The sequence below is a fragment of the Curtobacterium sp. YC1 genome (genome assembly GCF_016267665.1).
Classification (GTDB): domain Bacteria; phylum Actinomycetota; class Actinomycetes; order Actinomycetales; family Microbacteriaceae; genus Curtobacterium.
Genome location: NZ_CP066341.1, coordinates 1,305,470 through 1,326,078, shown reverse-complemented (window position 1 = coordinate 1,326,078; position 20,609 = coordinate 1,305,470). Strand labels below are relative to the sequence as shown.

Annotated in this window: 16 protein-coding genes; 4 read left to right on the top strand and 12 right to left on the bottom strand. The window is 71.7% G+C overall.

The features are described from left to right. From mraY to I8920_RS06285, 8 genes are all read right to left on the bottom strand, one after another. Positions 1-1,104, bottom strand: a complete 1,104-nt coding sequence (gene mraY, locus I8920_RS06320; RefSeq protein ID WP_198658286.1) for a phospho-N-acetylmuramoyl-pentapeptide-transferase — start codon at positions 1,102-1,104, stop codon at positions 1-3. Further along, on the bottom strand, positions 1,101-2,609 hold the full coding sequence (locus I8920_RS06315) for a UDP-N-acetylmuramoyl-tripeptide--D-alanyl-D-alanine ligase (RefSeq protein ID WP_198658285.1): 1,509 nt from the start codon (positions 2,607-2,609) through the stop codon (positions 1,101-1,103). The genes mraY and I8920_RS06315 overlap by 4 nt, the downstream gene beginning before the upstream one ends. Continuing rightward, positions 2,606-4,249 carry a Mur ligase family protein gene (locus tag I8920_RS06310; protein ID WP_198658284.1) on the bottom strand — a complete coding sequence of 548 codons (1,644 nt, stop codon included), beginning with the start codon at positions 4,247-4,249 and terminating at the stop codon, positions 2,606-2,608. The genes I8920_RS06315 and I8920_RS06310 overlap by 4 nt, the downstream gene beginning before the upstream one ends. A 14-nt stretch (positions 4,250-4,263) precedes the next feature. Then, positions 4,264-6,033 (bottom strand): peptidoglycan D,D-transpeptidase FtsI family protein, encoded by a 1,770-nt coding sequence (locus I8920_RS06305; protein ID WP_198658283.1) that lies wholly within the window; start codon positions 6,031-6,033, stop codon positions 4,264-4,266. A gap of 50 nt (positions 6,034-6,083) precedes the next feature. Further along, positions 6,084-6,806, bottom strand: coding sequence for a hypothetical protein (locus I8920_RS06300; RefSeq protein ID WP_198658282.1), 723 nt, complete (start codon positions 6,804-6,806; stop codon positions 6,084-6,086). Between the two features lies 1 nt (position 6,807). After that, positions 6,808-7,767 (bottom strand): 16S rRNA (cytosine(1402)-N(4))-methyltransferase RsmH, encoded by a 960-nt coding sequence (rsmH, locus tag I8920_RS06295; protein ID WP_198658281.1) that lies wholly within the window; start codon positions 7,765-7,767, stop codon positions 6,808-6,810. A 106-nt stretch (positions 7,768-7,873) separates the two neighbouring features. Continuing rightward, a complete protein-coding gene (gene mraZ / locus I8920_RS06290; protein ID WP_198658280.1) occupies positions 7,874-8,305 on the bottom strand; it encodes a division/cell wall cluster transcriptional repressor MraZ in 432 nt (143 codons plus the stop codon). Positions 8,306-9,445: 1,140 nt separating this feature from the next. Then, the gene (locus tag I8920_RS06285; RefSeq protein WP_198658279.1) at positions 9,446-9,841 is read right to left on the bottom strand and encodes a DUF3040 domain-containing protein; all 396 of its coding nucleotides are present in this window, start codon (positions 9,839-9,841) and stop codon (positions 9,446-9,448) included. A gap of 96 nt (positions 9,842-9,937) precedes the next feature. Here I8920_RS06285 and I8920_RS06280 point away from each other — a divergent pair, with 96 nt between their 5' ends. Continuing rightward, positions 9,938-11,056 (top strand): polyprenyl synthetase family protein, encoded by a 1,119-nt coding sequence (locus tag I8920_RS06280; protein ID WP_198658278.1) that lies wholly within the window; start codon positions 9,938-9,940, stop codon positions 11,054-11,056. 75 nt (positions 11,057-11,131) lie between these two features. Here the strand turns inward: I8920_RS06280 and I8920_RS06275 are convergent, their stop codons facing one another. Then, a complete protein-coding gene (locus I8920_RS06275; RefSeq protein WP_198658277.1) occupies positions 11,132-11,488 on the bottom strand; it encodes an Rv2175c family DNA-binding protein in 357 nt (118 codons plus the stop codon). Positions 11,489-11,660: 172 nt separating this feature from the next. Here I8920_RS06275 and I8920_RS06270 point away from each other — a divergent pair, with 172 nt between their 5' ends. Together I8920_RS06270 and pknB are read left to right on the top strand one after the other, a co-directional pair. After that, complete coding sequence (locus tag I8920_RS06270) at positions 11,661-12,953, top strand: LysM peptidoglycan-binding domain-containing protein (protein WP_232832843.1); 1,293 nt, start codon at positions 11,661-11,663, stop codon at positions 12,951-12,953. An 82-nt stretch (positions 12,954-13,035) separates the two neighbouring features. Further along, entirely contained in the window at positions 13,036-15,087 is a 2,052-nt protein-coding gene (gene pknB / locus I8920_RS06265; protein WP_198658276.1) for a Stk1 family PASTA domain-containing Ser/Thr kinase, read from the top strand. A gap of 171 nt (positions 15,088-15,258) precedes the next feature. Here pknB and I8920_RS06260 read toward each other — a convergent pair whose 3' ends face one another. The 3 genes from I8920_RS06260 to I8920_RS06250 form a co-directional block, all read right to left on the bottom strand. Beyond that, a complete protein-coding gene (locus I8920_RS06260) occupies positions 15,259-16,644 on the bottom strand; it encodes a class II 3-deoxy-7-phosphoheptulonate synthase (protein WP_198658275.1) in 1,386 nt (461 codons plus the stop codon). 88 nt (positions 16,645-16,732) lie between these two features. After that, positions 16,733-17,458 (bottom strand): lysophospholipid acyltransferase family protein, encoded by a 726-nt coding sequence (locus I8920_RS06255; RefSeq protein ID WP_198658274.1) that lies wholly within the window; start codon positions 17,456-17,458, stop codon positions 16,733-16,735. Between the two features lie 64 nt (positions 17,459-17,522). Then, positions 17,523-18,476: an ROK family glucokinase gene (locus I8920_RS06250; protein WP_198658273.1), complete on the bottom strand. Its 954-nt coding sequence runs from the start codon at positions 18,474-18,476 to the stop codon at positions 17,523-17,525. Positions 18,477-18,597: 121 nt separating this feature from the next. On the opposite strand from I8920_RS06250, the gene I8920_RS06245 reads away from it, so the two are divergent. Next, positions 18,598-20,550 (top strand): AMP-dependent synthetase/ligase, encoded by a 1,953-nt coding sequence (locus tag I8920_RS06245; RefSeq protein WP_198658272.1) that lies wholly within the window; start codon positions 18,598-18,600, stop codon positions 20,548-20,550. The last annotated feature ends 59 nt before the right edge of the window (positions 20,551-20,609 follow it).

The following is a 20,609-nucleotide window of genomic DNA, read 5'->3' as shown; positions in this document are numbered from 1 at the left end:
TCAACCAACGCGTGCGATCCATTCGAGGTAGAAGAGGCCGACCCCCGCTGCGACGAAGAGTCCGGCGATGATCCAGAAGCGGACGACGACCGTCACCTCTGCCCACCCCTTCAGTTCGAAGTGGTGGTGCAGCGGGCTCATGAGGAAGATCCGCTTGCCGTGGGTGATCTTGAAGTACGCCCGCTGCAGGATGACCGAGCCGGTGACGATGAAGAACAGACCACCGATCAGGATGAGCAGGAGCTCGGTGCGGCTGAGGATCGCGAGACCGGCCAGTGCACCGCCGAGCCCGAGCGAACCGGTGTCGCCGAGGAAGATCTGCGCCGGCGAGGTGTTGTACCAGAGGAAGCCGATCAGGCCACCGCAGACCGCCGCCGCGACCACGGCGAGGTCGAGCGGGTTCGACACGGTGTAGCAGGCGTCGGCGGTCTTCGCATCGAGGCGCGCGCCGCCGCACATCTGGTTCGACTGCCAGAACCCGATGATCACGTACGACCCGATCGCCAGGATGCTCGACCCGGTGGCCAGGCCGTCGAGGCCGTCCGCCACGTTGACGCCGTTCGAGGTCGAGACCGTCAGCAGGACGATCCACGCCAGGAACAGCACGGTGCCGATCACGGTGCCGAGCGCCATGAAGTCGAGCCACGGGACGTCGCGGATCGCCGAGATCATGGTCGACGCCGGGGGCTTGCCGTTCGACGTCGGCACCACGAGGGCGATCGTGGCGAAGATGACGCCGACGATGACCTGACCGAGGACCTTGGCCCACCCGCCGAGCCCGAGGCTCCGCTGGCGCCGGACCTTGAGGAAGTCGTCGATGAAGCCGACGAACCCGAGCCCGACCATCAGGAACAGCACGAGCAGGCCGGACAGCGTGATCGAGTCACGGCCGACCAGGTGCCCGACAAAGTACCCGATGACCGCACCGATGATGAGGACGATGCCACCCATCGTGGCGGTCCCGCGCTTGGTGTGGTGGGACTGCGGACCGTCGTCACGGATGAACTGTCCCCAGCCGAGGCGGTGGAACAGCTTGATGAAGAACGGGGTGAGCAGCAGCGTGAACACCAGCGACACAGCGCCGGCGACGAGGAGCGCGATCATTCGGTGACACCTCCGAGGCGGTCGCCGAGGAATCGCAGTTCGGCGGACTTCGAGGACTTGACGAGGACGACGTCGCCGGGGCGGAGCATCTCCTGCACGGCGGGGACGGCGTCGTCGACGTCCTCGATGAACACGGACTCGCCGTCCCACGATCCCTCGAGGGTGGCGGCCTGGTGGATCGCCATCGCGCCGCGGCCGACGACCACGAGCTGTCCGATGCCGAGCCGGACGACGAGCCGACCGATGCGGTCGTGCTCCTCCGTCGAGAACTCGCCGAGCTCGGCCATCTCACCGAGCACGGCGACGGTCCGCTCCCCCGGACGCACGATCTGCGCCAGGGTCCGCAGCGCAGCCGCGGTGGAGTCGGGCGACGCGTTGTACGCGTCGTTGATCACGGTGACGCCCTCGGGGCCGCCCTGGAGCAGCTCCATGCGCCAGCGCTCGGCACGCGTCATCGACGCGAGCGCCGCGGCGCCGGCGGCGAGCGGGACGCCCCACAGGTGGGCGACCGTGAGCGCGGCGGACGCGTTCATGGCGTGGTGCTCACCCAGGATCGCGAGGCGCACGTCCACCTGCTCCGGGCCTCCTGACAGGGTCGCGTCCGTCGGACGGTCACCTCCGGGGCGGACGGGAGGCGCGGCGAGCGTGAAGCGGGTGCCGCTGCGGTCCGTCTCGATGCCGGAGATGCGGTAGTCGGCCTCGGCCGACGTGCCGAACCCGACCACGTGCGCGACCGTCAGGTCGCGCATCGACGCGACACGGTCGTCGTCGACGTTGAGCAGGGCCGTCGCGGTCGCGGGCAGGTCGGTGACCATCTCGGACTTCGCGCGCTGCGTCGCCTCGATCCCGCCGAACTCACCGGCGTGCGCGAGGCCCACCTTGAGCACGACGCCGACGTCCGGCTCGGCGATCGAGACGAGCTTCGCGATGTGGCCGACGCCGCTCGCACCCATCTCGACCACCAGGAAGCGGGTGTCGTCCGTGATGCGGAGCATCGAGATCGGCGCGCCGACGTGGTTGTTGAACGAGCCCTGCGGCGCGATCGTGGCGCCCTGCTGCTCGAGGATCGTGCGGAGCATGTTCTTCGTGCTCGTCTTGCCGTTCGAGCCCGTGATGCCGACGACCCGCAGCGGCGCCGGGTTGCCGGCGTCGTCGACGCGATCGGCGGTGCTCGCCCGGACCCGTGCGACGACGTCGTGGGCCAGCGCGGCGAGGGCCGCGTAGCCGTCGGCCACGACGATCTGCGGCGCGGTGGTCTCCACACGCTCGGGCGTGATGACGAGCGCAGCCCCGGCCTCGGTCGCAGCGGGCACGAAGTGGCGGCCGTCGGTGACCTCGCCGGGCAGCGCGAAGAAGACGCTGCCGGGGCGGACCAGGCGGGAGTCGGTCTCGACCGAGCCGTCGACGACGAGGTCGCCGGGCTCGGCGACGTCGGTCGCCTGGGCGCCGCCGATCAGCTCGCCGCCGACCGCGCGGGCGATCTCGGCGAGGGTCATGGCGATCATCGGACGTCCTCCGCCGGGCCGGCGTTCGGCTCCCAGCCGGCCTCGCGCAGGGCCGCGCGGGCCTCGTCACGGGCGGAGTACGGCGTGCGGACGCCCTGGATGTCGCGGTAGTCCTGGTGCCCGGGGCCGGCCCAGAGGATCGAGTCCCCCTCGCCGAGCATGCCGACGGCCGCGCGGATCGCGGCCTCGGGCGGGCTCACCTCGTGGACCTCGTGGTCGGGGTACGCCTCGCGGGCGGCGTCGACCAGGGTCTTCCGGATCGACGCGGCGTCCTCGAAGCGCGGGTGGTGGTCGGTGACGACGAGGATGTCGCTCCCCGCGGCGGCGACGCGGGCCATGTCGCCGCGCTTGGTCGTGTCGCGGTCACCGTCGGCGCCGAACAGCATGAGGACCTTGCCCGGCGTGAACTGGCGGACGGCGGCGAGCGTGTTCTCGAACGCGTCGGCGCTGTGGCCGAAGTCGACGTAGACGCTCGGGCCGTGCTCACCGGACACCCGCTCGGTGCGCCCGGGCAGGTAGCACTCGATGGCGGACACACGGCGGGACTCCCCGTCGCGCTCGGAGTCTTCCTCGTCCGGGTAGCGGCGGTGACCCGACTCGAGCGCGTGCGCGATCGCGCCGAGCTCGAAGCCGCCCTCGACGAGCATGACGATCGCCAGCGCGGCGTTCGCCGCCATGTGCCAGCCGATCAGGGGCACACGGGTCGTGAGCTCCCGACCCTCGGGGCCGGTCAGGCGGAACTCGGTGTAGGCGGCGTGCGCCTCGACGATGTCGACGTGCCACTCGGCCTCGACCTCGGGGTGCACCGTGATGGTGGTCACCGGGATGCGGGAGTCCTGCACCACGCGGTGGCCCCAGTCGGTGTCCAGCGAGACGACGCCGCGGCGGGCGTGCTCGGGCTGGAACAGCGGGAGCTTCGCCTGGTAGTACTCCTCCATGTCGGCGTAGTCGTCGAGGTGGTCGTGCGACAGGTTCGTGAAGGCCGCCACGTCGAAGACGATGCCGTCGACACGGTGACGGCTGAGGGCCTGGGCGCTCACCTCGACGGCGACCGCGCGCACCTCGCTCTCGCGCATCCGGGCGAGGAGCGCGTGCATCTCGGACGCCTCGGGCGTGGTGAGACGGCTCGTGACGCTGAGCGAGCCGATGTGGCGCTCGGCGGTCGAGCTCAGGCCGGTGACCAGGCCGAGCTGCTTGAGGATGCCCTCGAGGATGTACGAGGTGCTCGTCTTGCCGTTCGTGCCGGTGACGGCGAACAGCTGGGGCAGGTCGGTGGCCTCGTCGGGGTGGGTGCGGTACACCCAGGCTGCGACGTCACCGAGTGCGGCGCGGGGGTCGTCGACCACGAGCACCGGCAGGCCGGCCGCCCGGGCGGACTCCGCGCCGGCGTCGTCGGTCAGCACCGCGACGGCACCGCGCTCGGCGGCCTCGGCGGAGAACTCCGCGCCGTGCCGGTTCGCGCCGTGCACGCCGACGAACACGTCGCCCGGCTGCACCTCGGCGGCGCTCAGCGTGACACCGGTCGTCTCGGCGCCGTCGACGGAGCCGACGACGCGCAGACCGAACGCGTTCGCGAGTTCGGCGACGGCCCTCGGGGTCGGGTGTTCGGGTCGGAGGACCGGGGGGATCCGTGCGGACAAGTGTTCCTTCTTCCTCACCACGTGGACGGGTAGAGCTTCGCCTCGGACGCGGAGGGGGCTACTCGGTACTTCTCGAGCACCTGGGACATGAGAGTGCGGAACGCCGGAGCCGCTCCGCTGGACCACTTGTTGGTCTGCGGCTTCGTGAACGTCACCGTGACAACATACTGGGGGTCCTCGGCGGGTGCCATTCCGGCCACCGACGTGATGCGCTGCCCGCCGTACCCGGCGGCCCCTTCGGCCACCTCGGCGGTACCCGTCTTCGCGGCGATGTTGTAGCCGGAGATAGGCTTCATCCCCACCAGGGTGCCGCCCGTGACGACGCTCTGCAGCATGCCGGTGACCTGGGTCGCGGCCTGGGCGGAGACGACGCGCTGCTTCTGCACGTCGGGCGCGTCGATCGTCTTGCCGTCGGCGGTCGTGCAGCCCTTGACGAAGTGCAGCGGGATCCGGACACCGTCGTTGGCGATCGTCTGGAACACGCTCGCGACCTGCACGGCGGTCGTCGAGATGCCCTGGCCGAACATCGAGTTGATGTTCGTCTGCTGGTCCCAGTCGGGGCTGGTGCCGTAGTCCATGGCCGGCTGCCCCGGGTAGTCGATCGCCGACTCCGGTTCGAACAGCCCGAACTTCTTCATGTAGTCGAAGCGCTGCTGCGTCGACAGCCGCGCTCCGAGCTCGGTGATGCCGACGTTCGACGAGTTCTGCAGGATGCCGGTGAGCGTCAGGTTCTCGGTCTCGTGGAACTCCGAGTCCTGGATCTTCCCGCCCCAGGGGAACGTGCGCGAGTACGGCACGACGGCCTGGTCGGTGGGGCTCGACTTGCCCTGGTCGATCAGCGCGGCGGCGATGGCGGCCTTGATGGTCGAGCCGGGCTCGTACGACGCCGTGAGCGCACGCGATCCGAAGGCACCCTTGTCCGTGGTGGCGTCGACGTCGTTCGGGTCGACCGTCGGGTAGTCGGCGACCGCGAGCAGTTCGCCGGTCTTCACGCTCGTCACGGTGGCCGTCGCCGACTCGGCCTGCAGTTCCTTGGCGGCGGACGCGATGGTCTGCCCGGCCATGTACTGCAGGTCGCTGTCGATCGTGGTGTGGAGCGTGCCGCCGTCCTTGGCCTGCTTCTTCGTCACGCTGCTGCCGGGCAGCTGCACGCCGTCCTCACCGCGCTCGTACGTCTGCGAGCCGTTCCTGCCGGCGAGGCACTGGTTGTAGGAGTACTCCAACCCCGCCTGGGCGCCGTCCGTGCCCATGAACCCGGTCAGGTTGCCGGTGGTGGCCCCCGTCGGGTACACCCGCGAGGCCTGCTGCTCCTTGTAGACCCACGGGATGCCGAGGTCGGTGACGGCCTCGTAGTGCTTCACGTCGAGCCCCTTGACCAGGTACGCGAAGTCCGACCGCGGGTTCGCCGCGATGTTCTTGCGCATGGTGTCGACGTCGCCGCCCGACGCCTCGGCCAGGGCGGAGAGCGCGGCGTCGACGCTCACCTGCTTCACGCGGGTGCCACCGAGCTTGCCGGCGAACTTCTTCACCAGCCGCGGTGCGGTGGTGATGTTGTAGCGGGTGACGCTGTCGGCGAGTGCGGTGCCGTTGCGGTCGACGATCGAGCCGCGGGTGCCGTAGATCGTGACGGGGATGCTGCGCTTCTGGCTCGACTGCTCGTTCAGCGCCGAGGCCTGCACGACCTGGATGTCGACGAGCCGGACCACGAACGCACCGACGAGTGCGATCACGGCGATCATCACGATGCTGTAGCGCAGCCGGCGGTTGCGGATCGTCTTCGTCACGCGGTGCGGTCCTTCCCGGGGTGGTGCTGAGGGTGTGGCGGCCCCGCGGGTCACCGGGTCGAGGGCGCCTGGAGCGGGTTCGCGTCGGACTCTACGGACGACTTCGCGGAAGCCTCGTCCGACGCGCTGGCGCCGCTCGTCTTCCCAGACGCGGCGGCGTCGTCGGTGGCGGTGCTGCTGCCCGTCGCGCCGGTCGCGGCGGTGCTGCCGGCGGCGCCCGTGCTCGCGTCGGCGCTGGTGCCCGTGCCGGTGCCCGCGTCGGCGCTGCCGCCCGCGCCGCCCCGCTGGGTGGCGAGGGGGACGCCGTCGAGCAGCGAGTTCGGCACCTGGTTGTCGGTGGACGCCGTTGCCTCGTCCGGCTTGGCCGGGGTCGGCGTGCCGTACACGCGGCCGGTCTCCGGGTCCAGGTAGACCGGAGTGGAGTTGGCGATCATGCCGAGGGCCTGCGCGTTGCGGGCGAGGTTCTGCGGCGAGTCGAGCACGCGGAGGTCCTCGGAGAGCGACTGCTGCGTGCGGGACAGGCCCGTCTGCTCCGCCGACAGGGCGTCGATCGTGTAGGCGCCCTGGCTCAGCGCCATGCTGATGCCGAGCTGGGCCAGCAGCAGGATGCCGAGGGCCGCGACGGCGACCACGGCGTACCCGATGCGGGGCCGGGCACGGCGCTGGGCCGCCGAGGGTGCGACCTCGACGAGCTCCGGGCGCTGCTGACGATCGGGGCGCGGGGCCCGCGACGGGACGACGGCGGGGTCGACGAGTGCGAGGTTCGTGCTCATGTCAGTTCCGGATCCGCTCGGCCGCGCGCAGGCGCACGGGGGTTGCTCGGGGGTTGGCGGCGCGTTCGGCCTCGTCGGCCAGCTCGGCGCCCTTGACGATCAGGGAGAAGGTGGGAGCGTGTTCGGGCAGCTCCACCGGCAGTCCGGCGGGGGCGCTCGACGTCGTGCGCTGCACCAGTGCCCGCTTGACGATGCGGTCCTCGAGCGACTGGTACGACTCGACGACGATCCGACCGCCGACGGCGATGGCGTCGAGGGCGGCGGGGATCGCCCGCTCGAGCACACTGAGTTCGGCGTTGACCTCGATGCGGAGCGCCTGGAACACGCGCTTCGCCGGGTGTCCCTGCCGCTGGATCGCGACCGGGGTGGCGTCGTGCAGCACCTGGACCAGGTCACCGGACATCTCGAACGGCGCGGTGGCCCGGCGCTCGACGATGGCCCGTGCGTAGCGGCCGGCGAGCTTCTCCTCGCCGTAGCGCTGGAAGATGCGTCGGAGTTCGCCCTCGTCGTAGGTGGCCAGGACGTCGGCGGCGGTCTGCCCCTCGGTCCGATCCATCCGCATGTCGAGCGGGGCGTCCTGGCTGTAGGCGAAGCCGCGCTCGGCCCGGTCGAGCTGCAGTGAGCTCACCCCGAGGTCGAACAGCACGCCGTCCACGCGCGAGAACCCCTCGCCCTCGATCGCCTCGGCGATGCCGTCGTACACGGTGTGGACGAGCCGGACACGGTCGCCGAACCGGGCGAGCCGGTCCCCGGCGATCCCGAGGGCGTCGGTGTCGCGGTCGAGCCCGATGAGCGTGAGCTCCGGGAACCGCTCGAGCAGCCCCTCGGAGTGCCCGCCCATCCCGAGCGTCGCGTCGACGACGACCTTGCCCGGGCCCTCGAGCGTCGGCGTGAAGAGGTCGACGATGCGCTCGAGCATCACCGGTGTGTGCGGGAACTTCGGAGTCTCGTCCTCGGCCATGTGCAGCCCCTCGTCTCCTGGGCCGTGGGTCCGGATCCCCATCCATGCGACCTGACACCGGGGAAGTGATGTCAGGGCTTCACGGCTGGGAGTCCCGATCCGCGGATCAGAAGATCCCCGGGATCACCTCCTCGTCGTTGTCGGCGAATGCCTCTTCGGCTTCGGCGTAGTAGGCCTCCCACGCGGAGGTCGACCAGATCTCGGCACGGTCACCGCTGCCGATGACCGTCAGGTCCCGCTCGAGCCCCGCGTACTCACGGAGGTTCTGCGGGATCGTCACGCGGTTCTGCTTGTCGGGCTGTTCGGCGCTGGCCCCCGAGAGGAACAGGCGCATGTAGTCACGCGTGCGCTTCGACGTCATCGGAGCGGTCCGGATGCGTTCGTGGAGCTCCTCGAACGTCCGGGCGCTGAAGACGACGACGCAGCGTTCCTGCCCGCGGGTCATCACGAGTCCCCCGGACAGTTCGTCCCGGAACTTGGCGGGGAGGATCACGCGACCCTTCTCGTCGAGCTTCGGGGCATGGGTACCGAGCAGCACGTCGGGCCTCCCCTCCGCTCCACCGGACCGTTGCGAACCCCACTTTACTCCACTCCCCTCCCCCTGCCCAGGTGTTCACTCCCTTTTCGCCCTCGGACACCCGTACTGGGGGCCTTCCTGAGGAATGCGCGCCCGTTCAGACAGCATCGGAGCGCCGAAACGACGCGGATCTGCAGCGCAGGAGCACCCGTGGAGGAAAGTGGAGGACTTTCGCAGCCGCCGGGCGCCCCGAGGGCGCGCCGAGCTGCATCCGCTGGCACGGGCGCCCTCGGTCCTTCGTGCGATCTCGACGATTCCCGGGCGGCTCGCCCCGGTGCGGCCCGCTTCCCTCCACCCCGGCCGGGAGGCGCGCCCCGCCCCCGCCGCCGCCCGCACCAGACCAGGCGGTCGCGTCTCCCCCGTCGGCCTGCCTCTGCGCGACCGGTCGCGACACCCCGTCCACGCCCCGCCGAAGTCGCACGATCGATCACTCCCACCGGCCGGAGGCGACACGTCGTGCGACCTCGGCGTCCAGCAGGCGGCATGTCGCGCAACCTCAGCGTCCGCGCAGGGCGCGGCGCGGCGACGCTCGTTGCCGGCGCTACCCGAGGTCACCCGGCCAAGGTCGACCGCAGATCCCGCCCGGTCGACCCCGGCGAACCCGGTCAACCCGGTCGAGAAGGGTTCGGCGAGCGGTCACGACACCCCGCCCGCGCCCCGCCGAGGTCGCACCATCGGTCGCTCCCGCCGATCTCAGGCGAGAGTTCGTGCGACCTCGACGGTCACCAGACGGCGTGTCTCGCGACCTCGACGACCCATCCACGGCGCGGCACAGCGTGGCACGACGGCGGCCGACTCCCGCGTGGAGCGAAGGCCTCCGGCCGACGTCGACCGCAGACTCCCCCGGGCAGCGCCGCGCTCGACGTCGAGTCAGTGACCGGTCACGACACGCCGCACGCGCCCCGCCGAGGTCGCACCGTCAGTCGCTCGCGCGGCCGTCGGGCGACAGTTCGTGCGACCTCGACGCACACCAGACGGCGCGTCGCACAACCCCGCGCAACCGCAGCGCGCACCCCGCACCCGAACCGCCCCCACCCCACCCCCGGGAACGCAGAACGGGGCCGACCCGAAGGCCGACCCCGTACAGGGATGTGGAGCGCGCTAGCTCTGGTCGTTCCGCTTGTCCCAGCGCTCGTTCATACGGTCCATGAACGAACCGCCGCCCCCACCGGAGGACGGCCGCGACGGACGACCCGACGAGGGCCTGCCCGGACGAGCCGGCTTCGCCTTGGGCGCCCGCATGCCGGGTCGCAGGGCGAACAGGACGCCGGCGAGCATCACGACGAAGCCGAGGATGCCCAGCAGCGGCGCCTTGATGACCAGGCCGACGATGACGATGGCGACACCGGCGAGTGCGCCGAGGACTCCGAGTGTGATGACCGTGTACGTCGGACGGCCCTGTCGACGTGTGACACGCGCCACGAAATCGGAATCGTTCTGGTAGAGGCTGCGCTCCATCTCTTCGAGAAGGCGCTGCTCCTGTTCCGAGAGCGGCATCTTGGTTCCCTCTGTTCTTGGGATCGACGCGGGGTTGGGAAACGCGGGTTGAGTGGGCCGATTCTATGCCTCGACCACTCCACTAGGGTAGGGATCGTGGCTGAGAGTACGCGATTAGTGGACCTCGTATCGGCGCGTATCGACCGGGCACTCGACGAGCAACGGGAACGCCTGCTCGCGATCAGCCCCGACCTCGCCCCGTTCGACCAGTACGCCCGGGACCTGCTGTCCGGCGGCAAGCGCTTCCGGGCGCTGTTCTGCTACTGGGGATGGCAGTCGGTGGCGGGCCGTTCGGGCTCGTTCGACCCGCTGGCCGAGGGCTCCCGTCAGACCACCGCCGAGGCGATCGTCACCGTCGCGGCCGCGCTCGAGGTCTTCCACGCCGCGGCCCTGGTGCACGACGACATCATGGACCGCTCGGACACCCGCCGCGGGCGCCCGGCAGCGCACCGCCGGTTCGAGTCGCTGCACGAGGACTCCGGGTTCGTCGGCGACCGCGGTCAGTACGGCACGAACGCGGCGCTGCTGCTCGGTGACCTGCTGCTCGCGCTCAGCGACTCGGTCTTCGACGAGGGCCTCGCGCTCCTCGACCCGGTCCGTGCCCGGATCGTCCGCCAGGAGTTCCACGCGATGCGCCTCGACGTCACGGCGGGCCAGTACCTCGACGTGCACGAGGAGACCGCGTGGCCCGTCACCGACGAGTCCGAACACCTGCTCCGCGCCCAGCGCGTCATCGTCTTCAAGTCGGCGAAGTACTCGATCGAGGCGCCGCTCGTCATCGGCGGCCTGGTCGCCGGCGCGAGCGACTCGCAGCTCGAGGGCCTGCGCGCCTTCGGCCTGCCCCTCGGCGTGGCCTACCAGCTCCGCGACGACATGCTCGGCGTGTTCGGCGACCCGGAGGTCACGGGCAAGCCAGCGGGCGACGACCTGCGCGAGGGCAAGCGCACCGTCCTCATCGCCTCGGCCCGCAAGGCGTTGCCGAACGGTCCGCGCCAGCTGCTCGACGAGCTGCTCGGTGACCCCGACCTCGACGAGGGACAGGTGCAGATGCTCCGCGCGACCCTCACCGAGTCCGGCGCCGTGGCAGCGGTGGAGCGCTCGATCGACCGGCACGTGCAGCGTGCGAAGGCGGCGCTGGACGCGTCGCCGTTGTCGCCGTCGGCACGCGAGCAGCTCGCGTCGCTCGCCGACACGGTCAGCCGCCGGTCGTCCTAGACGAACCAGCAGACGGACGGAGGCGCGGTGCCGGCTGGCACCGCGCCTCCCGTCCGTCGGGGGGGGGGGTCGCGACTAGAGCAGCGACTGGGCGATGCGACGCACCTCGGCCTTGCGGCCGGCGCGCAGGGCCGCGATCGGCGTGGTGCCCATCGCGTCGTCGACCGTGAGCATCCAGCGCACGGCCTCGTCGTCGGTGAAGCCGTTGTCGCCGAGCACGATCAGGGTGCCGCGGAGCTCGGGCAGGGGCTCGCGGTCCTCGATGAACTCGCTCGGCACCCGCAGGACACCGCCCACGCGCGCGGCGAGCAGGGTCTTCTGCTCGAAGAGCCGGTGGATCCGCCCCGGGCTCGTGCTGAACATGTCCACCAGCTCGGGGACGGTCAGCCAGCGTTCGGAGAGGGTCAGGTCGTCGGTGGGTTCGGCACTCACACGCCCATGTTGCCAGAGCGGACCGGGGAGTTGCGCCGCCCCGTGCACAACATTGGTCACATCCATCACATCCGACTCTCTGGTTGACTTGGGAATCACGCCATGCCAGCGTTGTGCCACCTGTGAGTGCGCGCACGCTCGCGCACGGCGCAGTCGAGATCAGGAGAGACCCGTGGACCACGCTGCAGACGAAGACGCCCGGCGCGCACGATCCGCCCGCTTCGCCACGATGCCCATCGTCCTCGCGGGCACCATCGCGGTGACCGCCGGCCTGACCGGACCCGTCGCGCACGCCGAGCCACGGCACGACGACGCGGACGCGAACCACAAGCGCCACGTCGACCAGGACCGCAACCTCGGCGACCGCCCGGTGTTCGGCACCGCCGTCGCCCGCCCCGCGCAGACCACGATCACGACCGTCGCCGCGACGACGAAGGCGCCGACCTCCTACACCGTGCGCCAGGGCGACACGGTGTCCTCGATCGCCGCCCGCTTCGGTCTGTCGGCGCAGGAGGTCCTGGTGCGCAACGGCCTCGGGTGGAACACGATCATCCACCCCGGTCAGACGCTGCACCTCGCCTCCACGCCCGCCGTGACCACGGCCTCGGTGCGCACGGCGTCGACGTCGACCGCCTCGACCGGCTCCGGCACCTCGAGCTACCACGTGAAGCAGGGCGACACCGTCTCCGGCATCGCGTCGCGGGTGGGGGTGTCGACCTCGGCGCTGCTGCGGGCGAACGACCTGTCCCAGCGCAGCGTGATCTACCCGGGCCAGACGCTCCGGGTGCCGCACGGCACGTCGGCCGCCGCAGCCGTCTCGACCACCGCCTCCCCCGCGACCCCCACCGCCCCGGCCGCGAAGTCCAGCGTCACGATCAGCTCCGGCGACACCGTCGGCTCGATCGCTGCCTCGAACGGGGTGTCCGTCGCGTCGCTGCTGTCGGCGAACGGCCTGTCGTACACGAGCACGATCTACGCCGGCAAGACCCTCGTGATCCCGTCCTCGTCGCGCACCACCGCCGCTTCGGCCGCGTCCGGCGCAGCCGTGAGCGGCGCGGTCGGGCTGAGCGCCGAACAGCGCGCGAACGCCGCGACCATCGTCGCCGTCGGCCGGTCCCTCGGCGTGCCGGAGCGTGGCATCGTCGTGGCGCTGGCAGCGGCCATGCAGGAGTCGAGCCTGCGCAACCTGTCGCACGGCGACCGTGACTCGGTGGGCCTGTTCCAGCAGCGTCCGAGCCAGGGCTGGGGCACCGCGCGCCAGCTGCAGGACCCGACGTACGCCACCAAGCTGTTCTTCGGCGGGCAGAGCAACCCGAACGCCGGTAAGACCCGCGGGCTGCTCGACGTGCCCCGGTGGTCGTCGATGAGCATCACCGACGCGGCCCAGGCCGTCCAGCTCTCGGCCTACCCCAAGGCCTACGCGAACTGGGCGAGCGCCGCCCAGGGCTGGCTCGCGACGCTCTGACCCTCATCCGGAAGATCGAGATTGGGTCACGGCCGGTGCGCCGGTGCGGTCCGCCCCGGTCTCGGTTCGTAGAATGCCGCCGATGAGCACCAACGCCGCCACGGACCCGATGATCGGTCGCATGATCGATCAGCGGTACCGCGTCCGCTCCCGCATCGCGCGCGGGGGCATGGCGACCGTGTACCTGGCGACCGACGTCCGCCTCGAGCGACGCGTCGCGATCAAGATCATGCACGGGCACCTGGCCGACGACCAGGCGTTCCGCGAGCGGTTCATCCAGGAGGCCCGCTCCGCCGCGCGGCTGTCGCACCCGAACCTGGTCGGCGTGTACGACCAGGGCGCCGAGGGCGAGATCGCCTACATCGTCATGGAGTACATCCCCGGCATCACACTGCGGGACCTGCTGCAGGAGCACCACGCCCTGACCCCGGAACAGGCGACCGACATCCTGCGTGCCGTCCTCGCCGGGTTGGCGTCGGCGCACCGCGCGGGCATCGTGCACCGCGACCTCAAGCCCGAGAACGTCCTGCTCGCCGACGACGGCCGCATCAAGCTCGGCGACTTCGGGCTCGCGCGGGCGACGACCGCGAACACGGCGACCGGCGCCGCACTGCTCGGCACCATCGCGTACCTGTCCCCCGAGCTCGTCACGCGCGGTTCGGCGGACTCCCGCAGCGACATCTACGCGCTCGGCATCATGCTGTACGAGATGCTCACCGGCGAGCAGCCCTACAAGGGCGACCAGCCGATGCAGATCGCCTACCAGCACGCCAACGACTCCGTCCCCGCCCCGAGCGCCGCCGTCGACGGGGTGCCACCCGAGCTCGACGAGCTGGTGGCCTGGTCGACCGCGCGCGACCCCGAGGACCGTCCCCGCGACGCCCGCGAGATGCTCGACCACATGGCGGGCAACCAGCAGCGGGCGACCGGCCAGTACCGCACGGCCGTGCTGCGCCCCGAGAACGCGACCGCGATCCTCCCGTCTCGCAACGGCACCGGCGGTGTCGCCGGCGCGAGCAGCGCCGCCGCTCCGGCGTCCCCGGCCGCCGACGAGACCGCCGTCATCGACCACGCCGACCGCGGCCGGGCCCCGGCGCGCGGCCGGAACGCCCCTCCCGGCCCCCGTCGCACCGGTTCCCAGCCGGGCGCGCTCTCGCCCGCCGGCCAGCGGCTCGCCGACCAGTCGGCCAAGCGGCGTCGTCGCGGCTGGGTGCTGCTCGCCGTCGTCGTCGCCCTCGCCGTGGTCGCGGCCGGCATCGGTTGGTACTTCGGACCGGGACCGGGCGGCAACGTCCGGATCCCGGAAGTCACGGGCAAGTCGGTCTCGCAGGCCCGGCAGCTGCTCGAAGCCCAGGGCCTGCACGCGGCGTCGACGACCGGATCCCGGTTCGACGCCGTCGTCGCGAAGGGGCAGGTGTCCACGACGGAGCCCGCCGCGGCACGCGAGGTCCGGAAGGGCACGTCCGTCCAGCTCGTCGTGTCCCAGGGCCCGCGGATGATCACGCTGCCGGCGATCGTCGGGCAGCCGGTCTCCACGGTGACCGCGGCGCTCGACGACGACTTCGCGCTGCAGGACGACCGCTACCAGTTCTCCGCCGACGCCCCGAAGGACACCGTGATCGCGGCGACCGGTCGGGCCCCGGGCGGCAAGGCGCTCGACCTGACGTCGGTGCAGGCGTACGGCGAGACCGGACGGATCACCCTGACGGTGTCGCTCGGCCCGGTGCCCGACGTCGTCGGCAAGACCGTCGACGAGGCCTCGGCCGCCCTGGACGAGGTCGGGCTGGTCCTCGGCGCCCGGTCCGAGGACTACGACGAGCGCGTGCCGTCCGGCCAGGTCGTCTCGGCGACGGTGGCGGACTCCCCCGCCGTGCGCGGGTCGGCGGTCGACGTGGTCGTGTCGAAGGGCCCGGCCCCGATCACGGTGCCCGAGGAGGGCGTCGTCGGCGAGACCATCAACGACGCCACCGCGACGCTCGAGGGGCTGGGGCTCCAGGTGAGCGTGCCGGACTGCACGAACATCCTGTGCGGCTTCTACGACTGGAAGGGCTCGCTGCCCGTCACCGGCACCGACCCGGGCGCCGGTGCGACCGTGCGCCGCGGCGACACCATCACCCTGTCCTACGACCAGTAGGCCGCCGCGCAGCAGCCACCGACGCTCCCCTCGGCCGACACGTCTCGTGCCGCCGGACGCGCGGGCCGTCCGGCACGCCGGTACTCGGGGCGGGCCCGGAACGTGCACACACGACGGACGGGAGGCGCGGTGCCGGCTGGCACCGCGCCTCCCGTCCGGTGGGTGCAGCCGCTACGGGCGGACGTGCGGGTGTGCGCCGAGTTCCTCGGCCACGAGGAACGCGAGCTCGAGCGACTGCATGTGGTTGAGGCGCGGGTCGCAGAGCGACTCGTAGCGCGTCGCGAGGGTGGCCTCGTCGATGTGCTCCGAGCCGCCGAGGCACTCGGTGACGTCGTCACCGGTGAGCTCGACGTGCATGCCGCCCGGGTACGTGCCGACCTGGCGGTGCGCCTCGAAGAAGCCGAGGACCTCGTCCACGACGTCGTCGAACCGGCGGGTCTTGTACCCGGTCGGCGTGGTCAGGCCGTTGCCGTGCATCGGGTCGGTGACCCACAGCGGGTTGGCGTCCATGCCCTTGATCGCCTCGAGCAGCTTCGGCAGCTCGTCGCGGATCCTGCCGGCACCCATGCGGGTGATGAACGTCAGTCGCCCCGGCTCGCGCTCCGGGTCGAGCTTGTCGACCAGGGCCTTCATGTCGTCGACGCTCGTCGTCGGGCCGAGCTTGACGCCGATCGGGTTGCGCACGCGCGACAGGAAGTCCACGTGGGCGCCGTCGAGGTCGCGGGTGCGCTCACCGATCCAGATGAAGTGCCCCGAGGTGTCGTACGCCTGACCGGAGCGCGAGTCGATGCGGGTCATCGGGCGCTCGTAGTCCATGAGCAGGCCCTCGTGCGAGGCGTAGAACTCGACGTGCTTGAGCGCTTCGAAGTCGGCGCCGCAGGCAGCCATGAAGCGGATCGCGCGGTCGATCTCCTTGGCGAGGTGCTCGTAGCGGGCGTTCGCCGGGTTCGACGCGAAGCCCTGGTTCCACGAGTGCACCTGCCGCAGGTCGGCGAACCCGCCCTGCGTGAAGGCGCGCACGAGGTTCAGGGTCGACGCAGCCGTGTGGTACCCCTGCACCAGGCGCCGGGGGTCGGCCTGGCGGCTCTCCGGCGTGAAGTCGTAGCCGTTCACGATGTCGCCGCGGTAGGCGGGCAACGTGACGTCGCCGCGGGTCTCGAAGTCGCTCGAGCGCGGCTTGGCGAACTGCCCGGCCATCCGGCCCATCTTGATGACGGGCGTCGAGGCGCCGTAGGTCAGCACGACGGCCATCTGCAGGATCGTCTTGACGCGGTCGCGGATCGAGTCGGCGGTGGCGCCGGCGAAGGTCTCGGCGCAGTCGCCGCCCTGCAGCAGGAACGCCTTGCCCTCGGCCGCGGCGGCGAGCCGCTGGCGGAGCTCGTCGACCTCGCCCGCGAACACCAGCGGCGGCAGGGCGGCGATCTCGGCCGAGGCGGCCTCGGCCGCGACGGGGTCGGGCCAGGTCGGCTGCTGCTTGATCGGGAGCGTCCGCCAGTGGTCGAGCCCCTCGATCGCGTCCGGATCCTGCAGGGCGACGGGGTCGGTCGACTCGGGCACGGGCGTTACCTCGGTGTTCTGTGCGTGCGGCCCGGTGCCGACGACCGGCACGACGGGCGCCCCGGCGGGGTACCGGGACCCTCAGAGCCTAACGTGCAGGCGTCGTCTTCCGTTCGCGCATGACAGCCTCGCGCGCGGAGCTGGCCCGCTCCTTGACGCTCGTGGCGTAGACGTCGACGTACTCCTGGCGGCTCAGGCCGGCGAGCTCGTGCATGACCTCGTCCGTGACGCTCCGCAGGATGAACCGGTCGGTCTCGAAGCCCTGGAAGCGCGAGAAGTCGAGCGGCTTGCCGAACACCACGCCGACGCGCTTGATCTTCGGGAACTTCTGGCCGATCTGCTGGACCTCACGCGTGCCGACCATCGCGACGGGCACGACGAGCACCCGGCCCTCGAGGATCATCCGGGCGATGCCGGTGCGGCCGCGGTAGAGCTTGCCGTCCGGGCTGCGCGTGCCCTCGGGGTAGATGCCGAGCTGCTCGCCGCGCGCCAGCACCTGCAGGCCGGTGCGGAGCGACGCCTCGGAGGCCTTGCCGCCGGAACGGTCGATCGGGAGCTGCCCGATGGCGTTGAAGAACGTCTTCGTCGCCCAGCCCTTCAGGCCGCGGCCGGTGAAGTAGTCGCTCTTCGCCAGGAAGGACAGCCGACGGTCGAGGACGGCGGGCAGGATCACCGAGTCGATGAACGAGATGTGGTTCGACGCGAAGATGACCGGCCCCGAGGTCGGCACGTGCTCGCGACCGACCACCCACGGCCGGAACAGGGTGAGGATGAGCGGGCCGAGCACGAAGTTCTTCAGCAGCCAGTAGGTCATCGACGACTCCAGGTGGTGAGAAGGTCCAGGTGGTGGGTGACCCGGGGTGGTGTGGCGCCCGACCCTACGCCGTGCGGGCGTGGATGCGCGCGAGGTCGGCCGCGCCGACGACGCCGGCGTCGTTGACGAGCTCGGCGATGACGAAGTCCGGCTCGGGGTGGTAGCCCCGCGCCGGCAGGTTGTTGAGGTAGGCCTGCTTGATCGGGTCGAGCAGTCGGTCCCCCGCGCTGGCGACACCGCCGCCGAAGACGAACAGCTGCGGGTCGAGCACCGCCGACAGCGAGGCGCAGGCCTCGCCGAGGTGCCGACCGAGCCGACGCAGGGCCGCGAGCGCGCCCGGGTCGTCGGCGAGGATGAGGTCGCCGACGATCCTGCCGTCGAGCTCGCCGCCGTTCTCGGCGCGGGCGTCGGCCAGGGCCGAGCCGATGCCGCCGGCGTCGGCGACGTCGTTGGCCATGCGCTGCAGGGCGCGGCCGGAACCGTACTGCTCGATGCAGCCACGGGCGCCGCAGCCGCAGGGCAGACCGTTCGGCACGATGCGCAGGTGACCGATCTCGCCGCCGGTGCCGAAGCCGCCGCGGAACAGGCGGTCCTCGGTCACGATGGCGCCGCCGACGCCCGTGCCGATGGTGAGCATGGTCATGTCGGACACCAGGCGACCGGCACCGAACCGGAACTCCGCCCAGCCCGCGGCGTTCGCGTCGTTGTCGACCGTGATGTGCAGGTCGCCGAGGCGCTGCTGCAGCTTCTGCCGGAGCGGCTCGTTGCGCCACCGGATGTTCGGCGTGTAGTAGACGATCGACTGCGAGGCGTCGATGAACCCGGGGGCGGCGACCCCCACGGCGCCGACCTGGTGGAGCGAGCTGAGTCGCTCGACCATCGAGACGACGTCGTCGAGCATGGCGTTCGGGTCCGCAGCGTTGGTGGCCACGCGGTCCTCGGCGACGATCTCGCCGAGTTCCGTCACGACCGCACCCGCGATCTTGGTGCCCCCGATGTCGATTCCGATGGCGTGCACGAGGAACGAGCCTACCGGTTCACCGCGAAGTCGCGGAACGCGTGGGTGACGCGTCCTATGCTGGCGGTGCCCCCGCACGTCGAGGGGCACTCGAGTCGAATCGGCAGACAAGGGAGTCACCGTGAACGATCAGCGTCCTGCACGCAGCAGCGCCTCCACCCGCAGCGCCGCCGCCGACACCAGCCCGGTCGGCAGCGCCGCCGCCGGCACCGGGACGTCGGCCGGGAGGCACGCCGCACCCCACGGGGCGGGTCCCGTCGCCCCCGACCACGGCTCCGCAGCGCGGCTGCTCGCCGACCGCGCCCGCCTGACGCCGGACCGTCCGATCCTGGCCCAGCGGCACGGTGACGCCTGGACCCCCATCACCGCGGCGGAGACGCTGGCGCGGGTCCGTGGGATCGCGAAGGGCTTCGTCGCCGCCGGGCTCGCCCCGGGCGCCCACGTCGCGATCCTGTCCCGCACCCGACTCGAGTGGACCCTCGTCGACTTCGCCGTGTGGACCGCCGGCCTCGTCTCGGTACCGGTGTACGAGACGAGTTCCCCGGACCAGGTGCGCTGGGTGCTGTCCGACTCCGAGGCCGTCGCGATCGTCGTCGAGCAGGAGGAGCACGCGCGCCGGGTCGCCTCGATCGCGCCCGACCTGCCCGCGCTCGGACAGCACTGGACGATCGACGGCGGCGGGCTCGACGACCTCGTGCGGCTCGGCGAGGACGTCACCGACGAGGAGCTCGACGCCCGCACCGCCGACGTGCACGGCCACGACGACGCCACCATCATCTACACCTCGGGCAGCACCGGACGGCCGAAGGGCTGCGTCCTGCGGCACGACAACTTCACCGGCACCGTCGAGGGCGCCACCGAGGCCATGCCCGAGGTCGTCGCCGACGGCGCCTCGACCCTGCTCTTCATCCCGCTCGCCCACGTGTTCGCCCGGTTCATCGCCGTCATGTCGGTGCACGCCGGCGTGCTCGTCGGCCACGAGCCGGACACGAAGGACCTGATGCGGGCGGTGTCGACGTTCCGCCCGACCTTCCTGCTCGCGGTGCCCCGCGTGTTCGAGAAGATCTACAACTCCGCCGAGCAGAAGGCCGACCTGGGCGGCAAGGGACGGATCTTCCGCGCCGCTGCGGCGACCGCGGTGGCGCACTCCGAGGCGGTGGCCGCCGGACGCGTGCCGTTCCTGCTCGGCCTGCGGTTCCGGCTGTTCGACCGGCTCGTCTACGCGAAGCTCCGCGACGCCCTGGGCGGCCGCGTCGGGTACGCGATCAGCGGTTCGGCGCCCCTGTCCCCCCGGCTGTCGCACTTCTTCCGCTCGATCGGGGTCCACATCCTCGAGGGCTACGGCCTGACCGAGACGACGGCCCCCGCGACGGTGAACCGTGCCGGCGAACTGCGGATCGGGTCGGTCGGCCGTGCGCTCCCCGGGGTCGAGGTGCGCACCGCCGACGACGGCGAGATCCTCATCCGCGGCGTGGACGTGTTCGACCGGTACTGGCGGAACGACGAGGCGACCGCGGCGGCCTTCGCCGACGGCTGGTTCCGCACGGGCGACCTCGGCCGCCTGGACGCCGACGGCGTGCTGACGGTCACCGGTCGCGCCAAGGAGCTCATCGTCACGGCGAGCGGCAAGAACGTCGCCCCGGCGCCGCTCGAGGACGGCATCCGCGAGCACCCGCTGGTCGGGCAGGTCGTGGTCGTCGGCGAGGGCAAGCCGTTCGTCGCCGCGCTCGTCACGCTCGACCGCGAGATGCTGCCTGGCTGGTGCGAGTCCCGCGGCATCACGCCGGCGCTGGACCCGCGCGCGGCCGCAGCCGACGAGCGGGTGCTGTCCGCACTGCAGGAGGCGATCGACGTCGCCAACGGGCGGGTGTCCCGCGCCGAGTCGGTCCGGTCGTTCACCGTCCTCGACGCCGAGCTCACCGAGGCCTCCGGACACCTCACGCCCAAGCTGACCATCAAGCGGTCGGTGATCCTGCGCGACTTCGCCGCCGACGTCGACCACATCTACTCCGGGTCGAAGGTCCAGACGACGGCGACGCCCGTCGTCGAGGGTCGCCGCCGGAACCGCTCGTAGCGGCCCTGGCCGCGACCGCCCTGGCCGCAACCGCTTGGGCCCACGTCGCCGGTTCCGAC